Source organism: Nonomuraea sp. IBHARD001, assembly GCF_056106265.1.
The window spans coordinates 8800952-8820431 of sequence record NZ_JBWBBW010000002.1; the positions used below are offsets into that span (position 1 = coordinate 8800952).

Consider the following 19480-nt stretch of genomic DNA (forward strand, 5'->3'; position numbering starts at 1 on the left):
ACTTCATGCTAGTCGGCCGACTCCGTGCTCTGACTTTCGACCGCCTTGGCCCGGCTGCGCACCCTGATGTTGAGCAGCTCCACAGCCAGCGAGAACGCCATGGCGAAGTAGATGTAGCCCTTGGAGATGTGCTGCCCGAGGCCCTCGGCGATGAGCACCACGCCGATGAGGATGAGGAACGACAGCGCCAGCATCTTGATGCTCGGGTGCTTGTCCACGAAGCGCGAGATCGGCCCCGAGGCGAAGAGCATGACCAGCACCGACACGATCACGGCCGCGATCATCACACCGAGCTCGTCCACCATGCCGACCGCGGTGATCACCGAGTCGAGCGAGAACACGATGTCGAGCACCATGATCTGCAGGATCACCGAGGTGAAGGACACGGGCTTGCCGTTCTTCTTCGACCCGTGCTCCTTGTGCTCCATCGCGGAGCCGATCTCCAGCACGCTCTTGGCCAGCAGGAACAGACCGCCGAACAGCAGGATGAGATCCCGGCCCGATATCTCCTGCCCGAGCACCACGAACAGCGGCGCGGTGAGTTTGACCACCCAGCTCAGGGCGAACAGCAGAGCCAGGCGGCTGATCAGGGCGGCGGCCAGACCGAGCACGCGGGCCCGGTCTCGCTGTTCGGGCGGGAGCTTTCCCGCCAGGATCGAGATGAAGATGATGTTGTCGATTCCCAGCACGATCTCCAGCGAGACCAGTGTGAGGAAGCCGATCCAGATTTGCGGGTCGGTCAGCCAGTCCATGACATGCCTTAACGAGCGAAGGTTTGCAGAAGTTCGCCGATCTCATGATCACATCTGGACTTGCGGAATCGGGCCAAGCGTCGGTTATAGTTCGGGCTGTAGGTCATGAGTGCCAGCACACAGCCCCGGCTTGCTGGCCGGCAACCCTCGCGCTCGCGGCGGGGTGCCCCGGGTGAGGACCTGGCCTGTCACGAGGTGTGGCAGGCAAGCGCGGGCCAGCCGACATCGCCACGGCCGAGGTCCGATGACCTTCTGGAGGCCTGGCGTGTCCACTCTGACGATCTTCAACGGCTCCGTACCCGCCCAGACGTCACCCGCCCAGACGTCCGTCGTGGCCGACGTGCCCGACGCCCGGGCGCTGCCCGCCGTGCTCGGGGCCGATCTAGAGGTGCCGGTCAAGGGGGGCCGGCTGGTCTCCTACGCCAACCTCGACTACGCGGCGAGCGCGCCGTGTCTCGAGCCGGTGAGCGCGGCCGTGGCCTCGGCGCTCCCGGCCTACTCCAGCGTCCACCGCGGCGCCGGTTACGCCTCGCAGCTCACGACCGCACGCTACGAGCAGGCCAGGCACACCGTGCGCGCTTTCGCCGGGGCCAGGCCCGACGACGCCGTCGTGTTCACGCGCAACACCACCGACGCCACCAACCTGCTCGCCTCGTGCCTGCCCGAAGGCACGACCGTCGTCGTCTTCGACACCGAGCACCACGCCTCGCTGCTGCCCTGGCCCGATGCCGTGCGTCTCGCGCCTCCGGCCTTCCCCGGCGAGGCCGTGCGCGCCGTCGACGAGGCGCTGGCCGCCGTCGAGGGGCCCAAGCTGCTGGTCGTGACCGCCGCCTCCAACGTCACGGGCGAGCTGTGGCCGATCGCCGCGCTGGCCCACATCGCGCATCGGCACGGCGCCCGCATCCTCGTCGACGCCGCCCAGCTCGTCCCGCACCGCAGGCTGAACCTGACCGCGCTCGACCTCGACTACGTGGCCTTCTCCGGGCACAAGCTGTACGCGCCCTTCGGTGCGGGCGTGCTGATCGGCAGGCGGGACTGGCTGGCCGACTCCGAGCCGTACCTGCGGGGCGGCGGCGCCACCAAGGCGGTCACCGACGAGGGCGTGGAATGGGTGCAGGACGCCGAGCAGCTGCACGAGGCGGGCACGCCGAACGTGCTGGGCGCCATCGCACTGGCCGCCGCCTGCGACGCGCTGTCGGCGACCGGCTGGAACGCCCTCGTCCGCGAGGAGGAGCGCCTGATCGCCAGACTGCGCGCGGGCCTGGCCGACATCCCGGCGGTGCACGAGCTGTCGCTGTGGGGCCCCGAGCACCCGAGGGTGGGCATCGTCTCGTTCGTCGTCGACGGCTTCACCGCACGCGAGGTGGCCGAGGCGCTGTCGTCGGAGTACGGCATCGGCGTGCGTGACGGGAAGTTCTGCGCCCACCCCTTCGTCAGGTACCTGCTGGACGCCTCCGACGGCGGCTGCGAGGACGGCACCGCATCGGCCGTGCGCGCCTCCATCGGGCTCGGCTCCACGCAGGAGCACGTCGACCGCCTGGTGACGGCCCTGCGCGAGCTGACCTCGCGCTGAGCCGCCGCCGCTACGTGCGCGGTTCCTGCTTGTGCTGGTCGGCGAAGAGGGCGTCGATGTCCCTGAGGTCCTCCTCGCTCCACTCCTGCCCGCCGGAGGTGGCCCTCGGCCCGGGTACGGCGGGCTGCGGCGCGGTGGGGTCGTCCATGACCTGGGCCTGCCTGCCCTGCTTGGGCAGCGGCAGTTCGGGAGCCGCCGCCGGGTCGGGTGTGATGACCGTGACGCCGGACGGCGGTTCGGGTGCGGCACGCCGTACCTCGGCCTGCTGTTCGGCCGCCCGGCGCTCGGCGCGCCTGCCGAACATGGCGGCGAAGATGCCGTCGATGCCGATCCTGCCTCCGCCGAGCGCCAGGAACAGCACGCAGGCGGCGGCGAGCGAGCCCACGAGCTCCCAGCCGTTGTCGGTGACGAACACCCCGTTCATCCCGTGCACGTACACGATCGCGCCGACCGAGACCACCAGCAGCGCCAGCGCGGCCAGCCTGACCAGCAGGCCGAGGATCAGGAAGGCGCCTCCCACCATCTCGGCCAGCGAGGTGAAGGTGGCGGCCAGCTGTGGTTGCGGCACTCCCGCCTGGGTGAACATCGTCGTCGTCGCGTCCAGGCCCGCGTCCCACTTCTTCCATCCGTGCGCGACGAAGATCACGCCGATGGTGACACGAGCGATCAGGGCGGCGATATCAAAGGTGACTCGCTTCATCCTGAAACTCCCCCCATTCACGACATTTCTCCCCGCTTCACCTGCGAAGATGCGGTTTCATACCGTTCCTTGACCATTGACCGTGCTGGCCCCCGTCCACCGCCGGTGGCAGCATGGCGGGTATGACAGAACGGGTGGTCGGAATCGGCGCCGGTGCCGCACTGGTCGGCACGCACGCCGACAAGGAGCTCGCCACCGAGGACATGATCCTCAACATCGGCCCGCAGCACCCGTCGACACACGGGGTGCTGCGCCTGCGCATCACGCTCGACGGCGAACGCATCAGCGCGGCCGAGCCGATCATCGGCTACATGCACAGGGGCGCGGAGAAGCTGTTCGAGGTCCGCGACTACCGCCAGATCATCATGCTGGCCAACCGGCACGACTGGCTGTCGGGCTTCGCCAACGAACTCGGCGTCGTGCTGGCCGTCGAACGGCTGCTCGGCATGGAGGTGCCGGTCAGGGCCGTGTGGGCGCGCACGCTGCTGGCCGAGCTCAACCGGGTGCTCAACCACCTGATGTTCCTCGGCTCCTATCCGCTGGAGCTCGGCGCCATCACCCCGCTGTTCTACTCCTTCAACGAGCGCGAGCGGGTCCAGGCCGTGATGGAGGAGATCTCCGGCGGGCGCATGCACTACATGTTCAACCGGGTCGGCGGGCTCAAGGAGGAACTGCCGGCGGGCTGGCTCGGCCGCGTCGCCGACACCCTCACCGAGGTACGCCGCCGCCTGCCCGACATCGAGAACCTGCTCCTCGGCAACGAGATCTTCCTGGCCAGGACCAGAGGCGTGGGCGTCCTGCACCGCGACACCATCCTGCAGTACGGCGTCAGCGGCCCCATCGCCAGAGCCTCCGGCGTCGACTTCGACCTGCGCCGCGACGAGCCGTACCTGGCCTACGCCGAGCTGCCCGTCAAGGTCGTCACCCGGACCGAAGGCGACTGCCTGGCCAGGTTCGAGGTGCTGCTCGAACAGGTCAAGGTCTCGCTCGACCTCGCCGAGATCTGCGTCGAGCGGCTGCGCGAGCTGCCCCAGGGGCCGATCAACCAGCGACTGCCCAAGGTGCTGAAGGTCCCGGAGGGCCACACCTACGCCTGGACCGAGAACCCGCTCGGCATCAACGGCTATTACCTGGTCTCCAAGGGCGACAAGACGCCGTGGCGCATGAAGTTGCGCTCGGCCTCGTACAACAATGTGCAGGTGCTACGCGAAATGTTGCCAGGCAATCTGGTCGCCGACATGGTGGCGATCCTCGGTTCGATGTTCTTCGTGGTCGGCGACATCGACAAGTGAAGACCGAGCGCGACAAGTACGTCGACTGGCTGCGCGCCCTCAGCCTGATCGTCGTGGTGGTGTGGCACTGGGCGTTCACCATCCTGCAGTGGGGTCCCGAAGGGCCGTCCCCGACCAGTCCGCTCGGCTTCACCTCGGGCCTGTGGATCCTCACCTGGCTGCTGCAGGTGCTGCCGCTGTTCTTCTATGTCGGCGGGCACGTCCACCTGCTGTCGTGGCAGCGCGCCCAGGCCCGCGGGGTCGGCATCGGCGCGTTCGTGCTGCGCCGGATCAAGGCGCTGGCCGTGCCCGCGCTGACGCTGTCGGGCGTGTGGATCGCGATCGGCGTGACGATCACGCTGATGTTCCGGATCGAGTGGGTCTGGCGCGTGGTGCTGCTCGTGCTCAGCCCGCTGTGGTTCCTCGGCGTCTACCTGGTCCTCATCGCGCTGCTGCCGATCTCGCTCTGGCTGCATCGGCGCTACGACGTGCTGACCCTCATCTGGCTCGGCGGCGCCGCGCTCGTGGTCGACGTGGTACGGCTGCGCTACGGGGTGGAGTGGATCGCCTGGCTGAACATGCTGTTCGTCTGGGGGCTGGCCCACCAGGCCGGGTTCTTCTACGACCGGGTGGTCGCACTGCCACGGCGCTACGACTTCGCCGTGCTGTGGACCGGGCTGTTCGCCCTGGTCGGGCTGGTCTACTCCGGGCTGTATCCCGGCTCGATGGTCGGCGTGCCCGGCGACAAGCTGTCCAACATGGCGCCGCCGACCTTCGTCATCGTGGCGCTGCTCATCTTCCAGATCGGGCTGGTGGAGGTGCTGCGCCCGGCCATGGAACGCCTGCTGGAGCGTCCGCGCTGGAGCCGGGTCAACGAGGTCATCAACCGATTCGCCCTGCCGTTGTTCCTCTTCCACACCACCGGCATGGCCATCGCGCTGGCGCTCGGCTGGTGGCTGTTCGGGCACCTGGGGCAGGAGGTGCCGCCGGACCTCGTGTGGTGGCTGGAGCGCCCTCTGGCCATCCTCGGGCCGCTGCTGTGCACCCTGCCGGTCATCTGGCTGTTCGGCAGGCGCACGACGCGCTGAACGGCCGCTACGGCCGCTCGGGCTCGCTCGGGTCCTTGGGCGCGCGGCAGCAGTACTCCAGATAGAGGGCCGCCGCGATGAGGACCACGAACGCCAGGAAGGAGCCGGTGGCGATGAAGAAGTCCTCGCGCGGCCGCTCGCGGTCGAGCAGTTGCACCGTGTGCAGGGTGAAGCCGCCGAACAGGCCCGCGAAGATCGCCCCCGCGTAGGCCGACGCCTTGGCCAGGGCCGCCAGCCTGGCGACGGCCAGCGGCTCGACGGGCTTGGTGTCGGGCTTGCGGGCGATCCTGGCCCTGGTCATCGAGCCGGTGTAGGCCTCGCCGACCGCCAGCAGCAACACCGTGGGGATGGCCGTCCACGGCACCATCGGCAGCGTGGCGTAGAACATGCGCACGATCATCCAGGTGAGCAGCGCCACGACGACGACGATGACGGCGAGCGGCGCGACACGTGTCGGCTTCACGACGGCCCCTGGAGCGTGCGATCGGTGCGCAGCCGCACACCCTGCTGGTCGAGGCCGGGCAGGATCTGGGCGATCTGGCCGTGGCCGGGGATGACGGCCACCGGGTCGAGCAGCACCCACGGCACGAGCACGAAGGCGCGCTCGTGTGCCCTCGGGTGCGGCAGGGTGAGCTCGGGGTCGTCCGAGACGGTGTCGCCGACCAGGATGAGGTCGACGTCGATCGTGCGCGGGCCCCAGCGCTCGGAACGCACCCTGCCGAGTGAGTTCTCCACACCCTGGGTGCGGTCCAGCAGCGTGCGGGGGTCGAGGGTGGTCTCGGCCAGCACGACGGCATTGAGGTAGGCGCCCTGCTCGGGGCCGCCCACCGGGTCGGTCTCGTAGACGGGCGACACGGCGGTGAACTCCAGCCCTGGCGCGTCGAACAGCGCGTCGATGGCCTGCTGGAGCGTGTCGAGACGGCGGCCCATGTTGGAGCCCAGGGCGATGACGACCTTCATAGCGACGCTCCCCTCGGAAACGGGCTTGTCGATGCCTGGTTTCCGGTCCTCGTGCGATCTCTCGTGTGCCGGGGACCTACCCGTACACGACAGGTCATGCGCGGCTCCGGCGAATGGTGACGATCACATCGTCGAAGGGCAGCGGGATGGGGGCGCTCGGCTTGTGCACACTGACCTCGGCCTCGTGCACGAGGTCGCTCGCCAGGCAGACGTCGGCCAGGCGCTGGGCCAGCGTCTCGATGAGGTCGACCGGCTCGCCCTCGACGACCTTCGCCAGCGCCTCGGCCAGCTCGCCATAGTGCACGGTCCTGGTCAGGTCGTCGCCCGCCGCGGCCGGTGCGGTGTCGAGGAAGAGCGTGACGTCCAGCACGAACTCCTGGCCGAGCTCCCGCTCGGCGGCCAGGACGCCGTGTCTGCCCCTGACGCGCAGGCCCTTGAGCGTGATCCGGTCAGCGGTCAAGGTCGCCCTCCTCCTCGTCGTCGTCCTCGCCCTGCAGGACCGGGGAGCCGTGGTGCATCCACAGCCGCCAGCCGGTGCCGGTGCGGATGTAGACGTTGCTGGCCACGACCTTGCCCGCGGCGAAGCTGGAGTCGCCCTCGTCGCCCGCGGTCAGGATGTTCTCCACACAGGTGAGGACGGCGGCATCGCCGAGCACCTGGGTCTGCACGTCGGTCAGCACGAACTGGATGTAGGTGGTGTTGGCCATGATGAGCGCCCACGAGCGCAGCACCTCGCCGCGCCCGGCCAGCAGCGACCAGCCGGGGTGCACGCAGCTCACCTGGCCGTCGGCCGAGTCCTCGGCCCAGATCTCGGTCATGCGATCGAGGTCGCCGTTCTCGATCGCCGTGTAGAACGACTGGTTGATCGTCTCGATCGCGGCCGTGTCGACGCTCATGCGCCCTCCTCCTGACCGCGCTGAGGAGTCCCGGACTCCGCACGCTGCACGACTGGCTGGCTCATGTGCCCCTTCCCAAAGGCGCCGCTGGACAAGGCAGAATCAGCGGGGACGGCGGCGGCCCTGCTCAGCGCTGCCGCGCGCCAGGCCGCGGCGACCCTGACGGCGTCGGCGTTGGCGCTCACGTCGTGCACCCGCACGCACCAGGCGCCCGCCTGCGCGGCGAGCGCGGTCACCGCGAGCGTGGCGTCGTCGCTGTGGCCGAAGGGGCGGGGCGTGCCGTCGGGACCGGCGAGCAGGCGGCCGAGGAACCTCTTGCGCGAGGCCCCGATGATCAGCGGGAAGCCGAGCTCCTCCAACTGGCCGATGCCGGCGAGCAGGTCCCAGTTGTGCTCGGGGTGCTTGGCGAAGCCCAGGCCGGGGTCGAGCACGATCTGGCTCTCCTCGACGCCTTCGGCCAGCACCAGCGCGACCCGCTTGGCCAGCTCCTCGCGCACCTCGGCGACGACGTCGGCATAGACGGCACGCGAGTCCATGTCATGGCTGTGGCCACGCCAGTGCATCACCACGTAGGGCACGCCGGTCGCGGCGACCACCCTCGGCATCTCGGGATCGGCCAGGCCGCCGCTCACGTCGTTGACCAGCCTGGCGCCCGCCTCGACGGCCGCGGCGGCGGTCTCGGCGCGCATCGTGTCGACGCTCACCGCCACGCCTTCGGCGCTGAGCGCCCTGATCACCGGCACCACCCTGGCCAGCTCCTCCTCCAGGCCGACGCGCGCGGCGCCGGGCCTGGTGGACTCGCCGCCCACGTCGACGAGGTCGGCGCCCTGGCGGACGAGCTCGAGGCCGTGCTCGATCGCGGCGCGCTCGTCGAACCAGAGACCGCCGTCGGAGAAGGAGTCGGGGGTGACGTTGACCACGCCCATGACGAGGCAGCGCTCCTGCGCTGGCAGCCCCGGCACGCTTTTCATGCCGACAAGACTAGGTGTTCGGGCATGGCCATCCACGTCGCGGGTCCAGGGTTGTGGATAACGAACGATAACGAATCAGCGGCCGATGATCAGCGACATCGCCTCTGCGCGCGTCTTGTCGCTGTTGCGGAAGTCGCCGCGCACGGCCGATGTGATGGTCTTGGCGCCCGGCTTGCGCACGCCGCGCATCGTCATGCAGAGGTGCTCGCACTCCACGACGACGATGACGCCGCGCGGTTCGAGCACGCTCATCAGCGCGTCGGCGATCTGCGAGGTCATGCGCTCCTGCACCTGCGGCCTGCGGGCGTAGAGGTCGACCAGGCGTGCCAGCTTGGACAGGCCGGTCACCTGGCCCTTCTCGTTGGGGATGTAGCCGACGTGGGCCACCCCGTGGAAAGGGACCAGGTGGTGTTCGCAGGTGGAGTAGACCTCGATGTCGCGCACCAGGACCATCTCGTCGTGATCGACGTCGAAGACCTTGGTGAGAACGTCTTCCGGCTTCTGGTGCAACCCGGCGAACTGCTCGGCGTAGGCCCGCGCCACCCGGCCCGGGGTGTCGAGCAGGCCGTCACGGTCGGGATCCTCACCGATGGCGAAGAGGATCTCGCGGACGGCCTTCTCGATCCGGGCCGAGTCGACGTTGTCGTGCTTGGTCACGCACTTTCCCCAGACGGCAGAGCGTCCTGCTGGCCGGAGGTGAGCGAGCCGTTGCCGTTGGCCGACTGCTCCTTCGGCGTCAGGATGGGCGGCCGGTCCGAGGGCAGGCGCTTGCCGTAACCCGAGTAGGACGGGCGGTGCTCCTTGACGACCACGGAGGAGAAGATCTCCACCACCTGCTGGCGGGAGAGCGTCTCCTTCTCCATGAGCTGCAGGACGAGGTTGTCGAGCACGTCACGGTAGGTCACGAGGATGTCCCACGCCTGGTCGTGCGCGCTCTCGATCATCCTGCGGACCTCCTCGTCGATCGTCGAGGCGATCTTCTCGGAATAGTCACGCTCGTGGCCCATGTCGCGGCCGAGGAAGACCTCGCTGTTGCCGCTGCCGAACTTGCGCGCGCCCAGCTGCTCGCTCATGCCGTACTCGGTGACCATGCGGCGGGCGATCGAGGTGGCCTTCTCGATGTCGTTGGAGGCGCCGGTGGTGGGCTCGTGGAAGACGAGCTCCTCCGCGGCGCGACCGCCGAGCAGCATGGCGAGCTGGTCCATCATCTCCGAGCGCGTGGCGAGGAACTTGTCCTCCATCGGCAGCGTCATCGTGTAACCGAGTGCGCGGCCTCGCGACAGGATGGTGATCTTGTGGACCGGGTCGGAGTTGGGCAGGGCGTGCGCCACCAGGGCGTGGCCGCCCTCGTGGTAGGCGATCATCTTCTTCTCCGCGTCCGACATGACCCGCGTCTTGCGCTCGGGTCCTGCCATGACACGGTCGATGGCCTCCTCCAGCACGCTCATCGTGATGAGCTTCTGGTCGGCACGCGCGGTGAGCAGCGCCGCCTCGTTGATCACGTTGGCCAGGTCGGCGCCGGTGAACCCGGGGGTACGGCGGGCGATGACGTCGAGGTCGACGTCGCCGTCGAACGGCTTGCCCCGCCCGTGCACACGCAGGATGCCCTTGCGGCCTTCGAGGTCGGGCCGGTCGACGGTGACCTGGCGGTCGAAACGACCGGGACGCAGCAGCGCCGGGTCGAGGATGTCGGGCCTGTTGGTCGCGGCGATGAGGATCACGCCGCCCTTGACGTCGAAGCCGTCCATCTCGACGAGGAGCTGGTTGAGCGTCTGCTCGCGCTCGTCGTGACCGCCGCCGAGCCCGGCGCCGCGGTGGCGGCCGACGGCGTCGATCTCGTCGATGAAGATGATGGCGGGCGCGTTGGCCTTGGCCTGCTCGAACAGGTCGCGCACCCGGGAGGCGCCGACACCGACGAACATCTCGACGAAGTCGGAGCCCGAGATCGAGTAGAAGGGCACTCCGGCCTCACCGGCGACCGCACGGGCCAGCAGCGTCTTGCCGGTGCCTGGCGGGCCGTAGAGCAGCACGCCCTTGGGAATCTTGGCCCCGATCGCCTGGAACTTGGCCGGGGCCTGGAGGAACTCCTTGATCTCCTGGAGCTCCTCGATCGCCTCGTCCGCGCCTGCGACGTCGGCGAAGGTGGTCTTGGGCGTGTCCTTGGTGATCAGCTTCGCCTTGGACTTGCCGAAGTTCATCACCCGGGAGCCGCCGCCCTGCATCTGGTTCATGATGAACAGGAAGAGCAGCACGATGATGACGATCGGCAGGAAGCTGACGAGCAGCCCGACGAGGAAGTTCTCGCTCGGGTTCTCGCTGGTGTAGCTCTTGGTCGGGTCCGCCTTCACCTGCTCCTGCAGCATGTTGGCGATCTCGACGCCCTGGCCGGTGACCCAGGGGGCCTGAATACGCGTGACGTTGGGCTCACTGCCGACCTTGATCGCGGTCTTGAGCGTGAGCTCGGTCCGCTGGTCCTTGTCGACGACCTTGCCGCTGGTGAAGTTGCCCTGCTGGATCTGCGTGATGACCGTGGAGGTGTCGGCTTTGACGAAGTTGCCATCGCCGCCCCACATGGTGGTCACGAGCAGGAGCAGTACGACGATGCCCAGGATCCACAGCAGTGGCCCACGTGTAAATCGCTTGAGATCCATCCGATGCGGAACCCCTTGCGGGCCCGTCCCTTCCTGACCAAGGCCTCAAACCCCGGGTCTAGCCGGGGCCGCGGCATCCGAAACCGCTCCAACTGACTACCCGAAGGGGACACGACGTCACCCCTCGGTGTCCGAAGGTACACCGGCAGAGCGCGCAGGGTCACTGCCCGGACTCCACCGGCCTTGCCCTACCAACGTACGTCAGGCTGCGCCGTGTTCCCGCTCGCTACGGGCAATGTCGCCGCCGCGTCTTCACTCGCCGCCGTAGACGTGTGGGGCGAGCGTGCCGATGAAGGGCAGGTTGCGGTAGCGCTCGGCGTAGTCGAGCCCGTAGCCGATCACGAACTCGTTGGGGATGTCGAAGCCGACGTACTTCACGTCGATCTGCACCTTCAGCGCGTCCGGCTTGCGCAGCGCCGTGCAGATCTCGACCGAGGCCGGGTTGCGCGACTTCAGGTTGTTGACCAGCCAGTGCAGCGTCAGGCCCGAGTCGATGATGTCCTCGACGATCAGCACGTGCCGTCCGGCGATGTCGGTGTCGAGGTCCTTGAGCAGGCGTACGACGCCCGACGACTTGGTGCCGGCGCCGTAGGAGGAGACGGCCATCCAGTCCATCTGCACCGAGACGTGCAACGCTCTGGCCAGGTCGGCCATCACCATCACGGCGCCCTTGAGCACTCCGACGATGAGCAGTTCCTTGCCTGCGTAGTCGGCGTCGATCCGGCCCGCCAACTCCTTGATCTTGGCCTGGAGCTCGTCCTCGGGGATGAGGACCTTCTCCAGGTCACGGCCCATGTCGGCTGCGTCCACCGTGATGTTCCTTACGGGATGGGGCTGGTCGCGACGCCGTCGCGCTTGGCGAATATCAGGGTGCCATACCGCCGGACCATGACGATCCCCCCGGGCAGGTCAGCGGGCCCCTGCCCACGCCAGTCGCGGATCGGGGCGTCCATGGCGAGCGTGTGGGTCGCCGACAGCGCGCCCGCGTCCGCTCCCGCCGCGACGGCGGCCCGGCGCAACACCCTGCGACGTACGGCCACCGGCAGTCCTTCGAGCTCCGGGACGGGCAGACGCACACCGTTGATATCGCTAAGAGCGCAATCGTCATAGGCCTTCGCGGCCCACTCGTCGAGCGCGTCGGCGTCGTCGCGGCACAGCGCCGCCGTACGGGCGAGTGCGTCGGCCACGCCGGGGCCGAGTTCGGACTCCAGGACCGGCAGGACGCGCTCGCGGACCCTGACCCGGGTGTAGCGCGTGTCGCGGTTGTGCGGGTCGTGCCAGGCGAGCAGGTCCAGCGCGTGACAGACGGCCAGCGTGCTCTGCCTGGTCAGATCGAGGAACGGGCGGCGGTACAGGCCGGAGCGCGCGGCCATGCCGGACAGCGAGCGGGAGCCGCTGCCTCTGGTCAGGCGCAGGAGCACGGTCTCGGCCTGGTCGTCGCGGGTGTGTCCCAGGAGGACGGCCGAGGCGCCCAGTCCGGCGGCCGCCTCGTCCATGACCTGGTAGCGGGCCTGCCTGGCGGCGTTCTCCGGGCCGCCTTCGACGCCGACACGGGCGGTGAGCGCACGCGCGGGGTCGAGGCCGAGCCCGGCGGCCATGCGGACCACGTGGTCGGCCTGCAGCCTCGATCCCTCCTGCAGGCCGTGGTCGACGGTGAGCAGACCGGCGCGCAGCCCGGCGCGCGGTGCGACGAACGCCAGCGCGGCGGCCAGCGCCAGCGAGTCGGCGCCGCCGCTGCACGCGACCAGGACGAGGTCGCCCTCGCCCAGGTCGGCGACTGCCTGACGTACCGCCCTGCGCGCGTCGGCGACGGCGGGATGTGGACCGGCCATGACCCCATTGTCCCCGGCGGCGCGGCGCCTCAGGCGGGCAGGGCCTCCTGACCTGCGACGCGGGCGATCCAGAGGGAGGGGTCCTGGATCTCGGCCTGGGTGGGAAGCGTCTGCGGCGAGGTCCACACCTTGTTGAAGCCGTCCATGCCGACCTCGGTGACCACGGCCTTGACGAAGGCCGAGCCCTCGGCGTACTGCTTCATCTTCAGGTCGACGCCCAGCAGGCGGCGGATCGTGCGGTCCAGGCGGGAGCCGCCCTCGCGCCGATGGCCGAACTTGGCCCTGATGTCGGCGACCGAAGGCACGACCGAGGGGCCGACGGCGTCCATCACGTAGTCGCCGTGCCCCTCCACCAGCGTCATCACCGCGGTGAGCCGGTCGAGGATCTCCTTCTGCTCCGGCGTCTGGATGGCGTCGATGAGGTTGCCCTCGCCGCCGCGCACCACCTCGGCGACCGTGTCGGCGGCGTTGCGCAGCCGTTCGAGCAGGGTCGGCAGGTCGATGTCGGAGGCCAGCAGGAACTCCGTCATCTGCGACCTGACGTACTCGCGCAGCCAGGGCACGCCGGTGAACTGCACGCGGTGGGTCTCCTCGTGCAGGCAGACCCAGAGCCTGAAGTCACGCGGGTGCAGGCCCATCTCGCGCTCGGCGTTGACGATGTTGGGCGCGACGAGCGTGAGCCTGCCGGTGGCCGCCTGGCCCGAGGGGTCCGGCGGCAGGAACAGTTCGTACTGGCCGAGCACGCGGGAGGCGAGGAAGGCCAGCACGGCGCCGACCTCGACGCCGGTGATGCGGGCGCCCACGGCGCTGACGATGGCGGGCGGCGGATTGCTCCTCGCGCCCATGCGCTCGGTCAGCGGCTCCAGGACCACCCTGAAGCCCTCGACATTGGCCTTGATCCAGCCTGGCCTGTCGACGATGGTCGCGGGCTGCGGCGGCGTGGCCGTGTCTATCTTGGTGAACTCGCGCACGTGGCCTTCGGCCTCACGCGAGAGGGCGCGTAGCTCGGTGACCGCTTGCTTGGCCTCGGAGCGACTCACTTGGGGACCGGGGCGCACGAGGCGCGTTCCGGTCGCGACGGCCAGATCCCAGTCGATCACCTGCATACCGTCCACCGTACGTGCTCGGCTACGAGCGCGCGACGATGGCGGCCAAGCGGTCGAGAACGGCTTCGGCTCCGCCGCCCATCGGCGTCCTGTCCGCCATGAAGGCGAACGTCACGAGCCTGCCGTCCTTGGTGGTCGCCAGGCCCGCCAGGGTGTTGACGTTGTTGAGCGTGCCGGTCTTGGCCCGGACCAGGCCCGCCTGGCCCTTGGCGTCGGCCTCGGTGAAGCGCCTGCCGTTGCCCAGCGTGCCGGTGAACCCGGCGACCGGCATGCCGGAGGCGATGGCATGCAGGTCGGGATGCGCCGGTGAGGTGGCGAGGGCGACCAGGCCGGCCATGGCGTTGGCGCTGATGCGGTTGCGCGGCGACAGGCCGCTGCCGTCGAAGACCTGAACGCCCTTGCCGACGCCCAGACGCCGCAACACCGACGGCACGGCCTCGATCACGCCGTCGAACGAGGCGTCCTTCCCCTCCTTGATCGCCACATGTCTGGCCAGCGCCTCCGACAGGTCGTTGTCGCTCAGCGTCAGCGCCCGTTCGACCAGGGCGTAGACCGGGGCCGAATACACCTTGGCCAGTTCGGTCGCACCGGGAGGCGCGGTCGCCGCCCGGATCGACTTGCCCGTGCTCACGCCGTACTTGGCCAGGGTCCTGGCGAAGGCCAGCGCCGCGTGCCTGGCCGGGTCGGGGACGCGGGGCTGGGAGTGGGCGGGGTTCAGCCTGCCCTCGTCGATCGCCAGCGCCGACACCGGGGCCACATTGCCGTCTGGCACGTAGGACGGCTTCCATGTCGGGCTCTTGGACGGGCCGACGAACAGCGTGGCGTCATAGGACAGCGTGACCCTGGACACGCCCGACTCCTTGAGCGCCTTGGCCGTGCGCATGGCCAGCTGCGTCATCGAGGCGGCGCGCGGGTAGGCCTCGGCCTTGGCGCTCGGCCCGGCGAGCGTGGGGTCGCCGCCGCCGACCAGGACGATCGACGACGGGCTCCGGCCGCGCACCACGGTCGTCGCCAGGCGCGTGTCGGGGCCGAGCGAGGCCAGCGCGACGACACCCGTGACGACCTTCGTGGTGGAGGCGGGCGTGATGCCGGTGTCGGCGCCGGAGGCGAAGATCGACTCGCCGGTGGAGGCGTCGAGAACCACGGCTCCCACGCGCTCACCCAGCGCTTTGTCACCCAAGGCATCGGTGAGCGCCTGCGTCAAAGTACCCTTGGAGGGGAGAGGTCCGTTCCCGCCCGCGGCCAGCACAGGTCCAGCGGTCATCACGGGGACGGGGGGAGGCTCGGCCGACACGATCGGACGTGGCGTGTCTCGCGTCAACGCACTCAGGCTGAAGTCGCTGGTCACCGCGTAAGCGCCGGTGGCGATCGTCACGGCCTGAAGCATGGCGAGAGTGGTCAACGCCACCCACCGCTCGCGCCGTACCACGTCGCCGCCTCTCTCCAGGTATGGGTATTCGTCTACGAGACATTAACGCCCGTCCGGGGGTGCCCGGGGGCTTGAGCGGAGGAACCGCGGTGGAGTTCGACGTTGTCGTTGAGATTCCCAAGGGACAACGGAACAAGTACGAGGTGGACCACAAGACCGGGCGCATCAGGCTGGACCGGCTGCTGTTCACGTCCACGCAGTACCCCGCCGACTACGGCTTCATCGAGAACACACTCGGTGAGGACGGCGACCCCTTGGACGCCCTGGTGCTGCTCCAGGAGCCCACGTTCCCGGGCTGCTACATCACCTGCCGCGCGGTGGGCATGTTCCGGATGACCGACGAGGCGGGCGGTGACGACAAGGTGCTGTGCGTGCCCGCCACCGACCCGCGGATGGAGCACATCCGCGACATCCACCACGTGCCGGAGTTCGACCGGCTGGAGATCCAGCACTTCTTCGAGGTCTACAAGGACCTTGAGCCCGGCAAGTCGGTCGAAGGCGCCAACTGGGTCGGCCGGGTCGAGGCCGAGGCCGAGATCGAGCGTTCGTTCAAGCGTCTGGTCGACAAGGGCGAGGACCACCACTAGTGAGCCGGGTGGTCCTGCGGCAGGGCGCGATCACGAAGGACGGGTCGCGCCCACCAGGTCCCTGCGCCACATCGAGGCGATCCTGACGACGTCTCCGGTCTGGGGCGCGTGCACCATGAGGCCCCTGCCGATGTACATCCCCACATGGTGGATGTCGCCGGGGTTGCGGGTGATGCGCCCGAAGAACAGCAGGTCGCCACGGCGCAGCTGGTTCAGCGGGATGTGCGGGCCCGAGGTCCACTGGGTGCCGGTCCAGTGGTCGATCCGCACGCCGACCCGCTCCCATGCCCGCATCGTCAGGCCCGAGCAGTCGAAGCTGTTGGGCCCCTCCGCCGCCCAGACGTAGGGCTTGCCGAGCTGGGCCAGCGCCCAGTTGGCGACGACGTCCCCCCTGCTCGACCCGGTGCGCAGGCCGCGGCCCGCCCCCAGCCCCGGACGGCTGGACGAGGCCGTCGCCGCACGGCGTGCCGCCTCCTCTCGCTCCTTGGCCAGTCTGGCGAGCCTGGCCCGCTCCAGCGCCTCGGCGCGTGCCCGTGCGAGGCGCTCGGCCTTGCTCCTGGCCGCGTCGACCTTCTCCTGCAGTTCCTTGCGCTCGGCCGTGATGCGACCGGTCTCGGCCGTCTGCTCGGCCACCGCCTTCTGCGCCGCCGCCTTGGCCGACTCGGCCCTGGCCGCCGCCTCCTGCTGCGCCGCGTGCGCCTTGCCGGCCTGCTCGCGCAGGATGGCCGAGACCTCCTGGGTGGCCCGCATCTGCTTGAGCGTCTCGCCCTGCTCGCCGCCGAGCTGCGACAGCACACTGGCCCGGTGCAGCAGGCCTTCGAGGCCGCCGGTGTCGGACAGGACGGCGACCAGGGAGCGGCTGAGGTCGACGCCGCTGTAGTTCTGCGCCGCGATGACGCCGACGGCGTCCCTGGCCTCGCGCACGCTGGCCTCGGCCAGGCGCAGGCGCTCCTTGGCCTCCTGGTGGGTACGCTCGGCCGCGGCCAGGCGCACGCGTTCGCCGTTGTACGCCTCGACCATGCGACCGGCCTTCTCGGCGAGTTCGTCGAGCCTGGCCTGGGCGTCGGCGAGCTGGGCGCTGGCCGCGCCGAGCTGTTTCGCCCTGTCCTTCACGGCCTGCCGTGCGTCGGCGACCTCTCCTGCCGAGGGGCCTGGCTCGGCCTGGACGGGGGTGTTCGCCGTGGCGACGGCTCCGATGGGCATCGCCAGGACACAGGCCAGTAGCAGTCGCGCTTTGACGGAATACACCCGTCCCCCTCACACCGCGTGTCGCTGCGTGACATTTGGTCACTCTACGCACACAGTTCCCCGTCGTTACGTTCCGCACACATAAATCTCACGCAACGTCATCACCGCAGGCGGAAGAGGCGTTCCAGCCATGGGCGCATGCCGATCGGCGGGGGCAGGGTGTCGCGGGGGTAGGTGAAGACCGGCGTCTGGTGCCTGGCCGCCTGGCACCAGTCGGCGCTCACCCGGGTGGCCGCCCAGGCGGCGGCGATGGAGGGGCGGGTCTCGGGGTGGCGGTCGTAGGTCTGCTGGAGGGTCATCGTGGCGTGCGCGGCGTGGTGGCCGTCGACGGGATAGGCGGTGCCCGCGAGGTAGGGCGCCGTGACCCTGGCGCCGTAGGAGGTGCCGAGCACCCAGGTCCAGTCGGCCATGACGAGGGCGAGCACGGCGTCGGGCACGGCCGCGGCGGCGCCGTACATGCGTTCCTGGCGGAGGCCGGTGAGGCGGCGGCACGACCACAGCCAGTCGTGGTCGTCGGGAGGCTGCCCTGCCGCCAGCCAGGACAGCACGCTCAGGCCTCTGGCCGTCTGCAGGCGGCACAGTTCGACCACATCGCGGATCATTCTGGGGCCGGGGTCGAGCCAGGTGGGCCAGTCGATGTGGTGCACCCGGGGCACCAGGTCGGCGAGATCCCTGCTGACAGGGAGCGGGCATACCCGGTGCCCCAGGTGGGGGTCGACGCGTACCGCGTAGGCCTCCACGGGGGTCAGACGCTCCCGGCGGCCTCGTCACGAAGCGGCGCCGCCACCATGGGGGGCGGCTCTTCGGCCGGTCGTTCTGGGGTGGCCGGGGTGCTTTCGTTCAGGGGGGTCGGGGCGCGGTGGTGTTCGACCGGCGGCGGCGCCGATGCTCCGCCCGCCGGGGGCGGGGTGGAGGCCGGGGGCTCGCTCGGCTGCTCGGTCGGGGTGGGCTTGGGTGTCGGCTTGGGCGTCGGCCTGAAGGTGGGCTTCTGGGTGGGCCTCGGGGTCGAGGTCGCGGTCGCGGTGGGCGTGGGCGTGGGCTGGACGGTCGGCTTGCGGCACGGGGTCTCGCGCGGGCCGTGCTGGTGATCGCGTGGACGTGTCGTGGGCTCGGCGCCAGGCTGCAGCGGGCCCGGCTCCTGCTGCGTCGGGGTCGGCGCGGGGGTAGCGGTCGGAGGGGCCGCGGTCGGCTTCGGTGTGGCGGGCGCGGCGGTAGGCGTCGGGACCGGCCTCGGCTCCAGCGGGTCCGCACCGGTGTCGACGATCGGCGCACGCGAGTAGTGCGGGCCGACCGGCACCACGCCCGGCCCGTCGTGGATGGGCGCCAGCCGCACGCGGGAGTCCTGCGGCTCGGGCCGCCACGGCAGCCTGATGCCGGGCGGCTCCCCCGTCGCGGGGAACGCGCCGGACGCCAGGCCCACCAGTCCGCCGTCGCGCTCGGCGCCGAACTGGTTGAACATCACCGCGATCACCGCTGCCGCAGCCACCGCAGCAGCCGCCCCGGCAAGCGCGTGAGGCCACCGGCGAGGGCGGCGATCCCCCGAGAGGGGAAAGCCGGCCGCGTCCAGCGACGCCGACCTGCGCGCCACATATCTCCGGTACGGCAGCAGCTCGGGATCGAGGAAGCAGCTCAGCACCCTGACCCTGAGCGACTCGGGCAGGCTCACGGTGGGCAGCAGCTCCACCACCTTGGCCGCCGACACCTGCCTGGCCCGATGCGGAGCGCACGTGCGACAGCCCGACAGATGGGCGATGACCTGCCTGCGCACCTCGGGCGTGAGCTCGCCGGTGAAGTCGGCCAGCAGCGCGGCCCGCGTCGTGCAGTCGTAGGGCCCCTTGCGGGCCAGCACCTCCGCCGTGATCGCGTCGCCGAGCGCGTCGCGGGCGCTCATGTGCGCGGCCTCGACGTGCTTGGCGGTCGCGCCGAGCACGGCCGCGAGCTCGGAGGCGGTCAGGCCGTGCCTGTGCACCAGCTCCAGGATCTCGCGGTCGGCCGGAGGCAGGCTCCTGATGGCGTTCCAGGCCATGATCCGCAGATCGGCCTCACCCGGGTCGCCCCCCGCCGGGGCCTCGACGTGCGGCTCCTCCTGCTCGGTGCCCTGCTGCCTGCGCAGGCACTCGACCCTGGCCAGGGCGTGCAGCCACGGCCTGAGCCTGCCGGGGTCCGACAGCTCGGCGATGTGCGACTCGGCGGCGATGAGCGTGTCGCGCAACGCCACCTGGGCGCTGTCGGCGCTCATGAGAAGAGACCAGCAATACCTGTAGATGCTCTCGGAGTGCGAGTCGTACAGCGCAGCGAGGGCACCCGGGTCGCGGGCACGCAACGCCTCGACCAGGACGCGATCATTCATGTGACCGACGGTAAAGGTTTGGTAACTCGCAGTTCTACCGATTCGCTCTAATGACAGCAGCAGTAG

Annotated in this window: 20 protein-coding genes and 1 riboswitch; of the genes, 4 read left to right on the forward strand and 16 right to left on the reverse strand. The window is 69.9% G+C overall.

Going from position 1 to position 19480, the window contains the following annotated elements:
• Window positions 1–8 precede the first annotated feature (8 nt).
• On the reverse strand, window positions 9–752 hold the full coding sequence (locus ACTWNK_RS41460; RefSeq protein WP_474310518.1) for a TerC family protein: 744 nt from the start codon (window positions 750–752) through the stop codon (window positions 9–11).
• Window positions 753–853: 101 nt separating this feature from the next.
• A riboswitch (SAM riboswitch) is annotated at window positions 854–969 on the forward strand.
• 48 nt (window positions 970–1017) lie between these two features.
• Here ACTWNK_RS41460 and ACTWNK_RS41465 point away from each other — a divergent pair.
• Complete coding sequence (locus ACTWNK_RS41465) at window positions 1018–2325, forward strand: aminotransferase class V-fold PLP-dependent enzyme (RefSeq protein ID WP_474310519.1); 1308 nt, start codon at window positions 1018–1020, stop codon at window positions 2323–2325.
• A 10-nt stretch (window positions 2326–2335) separates the two neighbouring features.
• Here ACTWNK_RS41465 and ACTWNK_RS41470 read toward each other — a convergent pair whose 3' ends face one another.
• Entirely contained in the window at window positions 2336–3025 is a 690-nt protein-coding gene (locus ACTWNK_RS41470; RefSeq protein WP_474310521.1) for a DoxX family protein, read from the reverse strand.
• 122 nt (window positions 3026–3147) lie between these two features.
• Here ACTWNK_RS41470 and ACTWNK_RS41475 point away from each other — a divergent pair, with 122 nt between their 5' ends.
• Both ACTWNK_RS41475 and ACTWNK_RS41480 read left to right on the forward strand, forming a co-directional pair.
• A complete protein-coding gene (locus ACTWNK_RS41475) occupies window positions 3148–4317 on the forward strand; it encodes an NADH-quinone oxidoreductase subunit D (protein ID WP_474310523.1) in 1170 nt (389 codons plus the stop codon).
• Window positions 4314–5384: an acyltransferase family protein gene (locus tag ACTWNK_RS41480; RefSeq protein ID WP_474310525.1), complete on the forward strand. Its 1071-nt coding sequence runs from the start codon at window positions 4314–4316 to the stop codon at window positions 5382–5384. The genes ACTWNK_RS41475 and ACTWNK_RS41480 overlap by 4 nt, the downstream gene beginning before the upstream one ends.
• 7 nt (window positions 5385–5391) lie before the next feature.
• Here ACTWNK_RS41480 and ACTWNK_RS41485 read toward each other — a convergent pair whose 3' ends face one another.
• The 11 genes from ACTWNK_RS41485 to dacB form a co-directional block, all read right to left on the reverse strand.
• Complete coding sequence (locus ACTWNK_RS41485; protein ID WP_474310527.1) at window positions 5392–5847, reverse strand: DUF3180 domain-containing protein; 456 nt, start codon at window positions 5845–5847, stop codon at window positions 5392–5394.
• On the reverse strand, window positions 5844–6344 hold the full coding sequence (folK, locus tag ACTWNK_RS41490; RefSeq protein WP_474310529.1) for a 2-amino-4-hydroxy-6-hydroxymethyldihydropteridine diphosphokinase: 501 nt from the start codon (window positions 6342–6344) through the stop codon (window positions 5844–5846). The genes ACTWNK_RS41485 and folK overlap by 4 nt, the downstream gene beginning before the upstream one ends.
• 94 nt (window positions 6345–6438) lie before the next feature.
• Window positions 6439–6804 (reverse strand): dihydroneopterin aldolase, encoded by a 366-nt coding sequence (folB, locus tag ACTWNK_RS41495; RefSeq protein WP_474310530.1) that lies wholly within the window; start codon window positions 6802–6804, stop codon window positions 6439–6441.
• Window positions 6794–7240 carry a nuclear transport factor 2 family protein gene (locus ACTWNK_RS41500; RefSeq protein ID WP_474310531.1) on the reverse strand — a complete coding sequence of 149 codons (447 nt, stop codon included), beginning with the start codon at window positions 7238–7240 and terminating at the stop codon, window positions 6794–6796. Before ACTWNK_RS41500 ends, folB begins: the two co-directional genes overlap by 11 nt.
• Entirely contained in the window at window positions 7237–8211 is a 975-nt protein-coding gene (gene folP, locus ACTWNK_RS41505; protein ID WP_474310533.1) for a dihydropteroate synthase, read from the reverse strand. The genes ACTWNK_RS41500 and folP overlap by 4 nt, the downstream gene beginning before the upstream one ends.
• 75 nt (window positions 8212–8286) lie before the next feature.
• Window positions 8287–8868 carry a GTP cyclohydrolase I FolE gene (gene folE / locus ACTWNK_RS41510; RefSeq protein WP_474310534.1) on the reverse strand — a complete coding sequence of 194 codons (582 nt, stop codon included), beginning with the start codon at window positions 8866–8868 and terminating at the stop codon, window positions 8287–8289.
• On the reverse strand, window positions 8865–10862 hold the full coding sequence (gene ftsH / locus ACTWNK_RS41515) for an ATP-dependent zinc metalloprotease FtsH (protein ID WP_474310536.1): 1998 nt from the start codon (window positions 10860–10862) through the stop codon (window positions 8865–8867). Before ftsH ends, folE begins: the two co-directional genes overlap by 4 nt.
• Window positions 10863–11114: 252 nt before the next feature.
• Window positions 11115–11672 (reverse strand): hypoxanthine phosphoribosyltransferase, encoded by a 558-nt coding sequence (gene hpt / locus ACTWNK_RS41520; protein WP_474310537.1) that lies wholly within the window; start codon window positions 11670–11672, stop codon window positions 11115–11117.
• 11 nt (window positions 11673–11683) lie between these two features.
• Window positions 11684–12694, reverse strand: coding sequence for a tRNA lysidine(34) synthetase TilS (gene tilS / locus ACTWNK_RS41525; protein WP_474310538.1), 1011 nt, complete (start codon window positions 12692–12694; stop codon window positions 11684–11686).
• Window positions 12695–12723: 29 nt separating this feature from the next.
• Window positions 12724–13800: a zinc-dependent metalloprotease gene (locus ACTWNK_RS41530; protein WP_474310540.1), complete on the reverse strand. Its 1077-nt coding sequence runs from the start codon at window positions 13798–13800 to the stop codon at window positions 12724–12726.
• A gap of 22 nt (window positions 13801–13822) precedes the next feature.
• The gene (gene dacB / locus ACTWNK_RS41535; protein ID WP_474310541.1) at window positions 13823–15187 is read right to left on the reverse strand and encodes a D-alanyl-D-alanine carboxypeptidase/D-alanyl-D-alanine endopeptidase; all 1365 of its coding nucleotides are present in this window, start codon (window positions 15185–15187) and stop codon (window positions 13823–13825) included.
• 131 nt (window positions 15188–15318) lie between these two features.
• On the opposite strand from dacB, the gene ACTWNK_RS41540 reads away from it, so the two are divergent.
• Window positions 15319–15816: an inorganic diphosphatase gene (locus tag ACTWNK_RS41540; protein WP_474310542.1), complete on the forward strand. Its 498-nt coding sequence runs from the start codon at window positions 15319–15321 to the stop codon at window positions 15814–15816.
• Between the two features lie 30 nt (window positions 15817–15846).
• On the opposite strand, the gene ACTWNK_RS41545 is transcribed toward ACTWNK_RS41540, so the two are convergent.
• From ACTWNK_RS41545 to ACTWNK_RS41555, 3 genes are all read right to left on the reverse strand, one after another.
• Complete coding sequence (locus ACTWNK_RS41545) at window positions 15847–17019, reverse strand: C40 family peptidase (RefSeq protein ID WP_474310543.1); 1173 nt, start codon at window positions 17017–17019, stop codon at window positions 15847–15849.
• A gap of 146 nt (window positions 17020–17165) precedes the next feature.
• A complete protein-coding gene (locus ACTWNK_RS41550) occupies window positions 17166–17804 on the reverse strand; it encodes a hypothetical protein (protein WP_474310544.1) in 639 nt (212 codons plus the stop codon).
• 5 nt (window positions 17805–17809) lie between these two features.
• Complete coding sequence (locus tag ACTWNK_RS41555) at window positions 17810–19414, reverse strand: sigma factor-like helix-turn-helix DNA-binding protein (RefSeq protein ID WP_474310545.1); 1605 nt, start codon at window positions 19412–19414, stop codon at window positions 17810–17812.
• Window positions 19415–19480 lie beyond the last annotated feature (66 nt).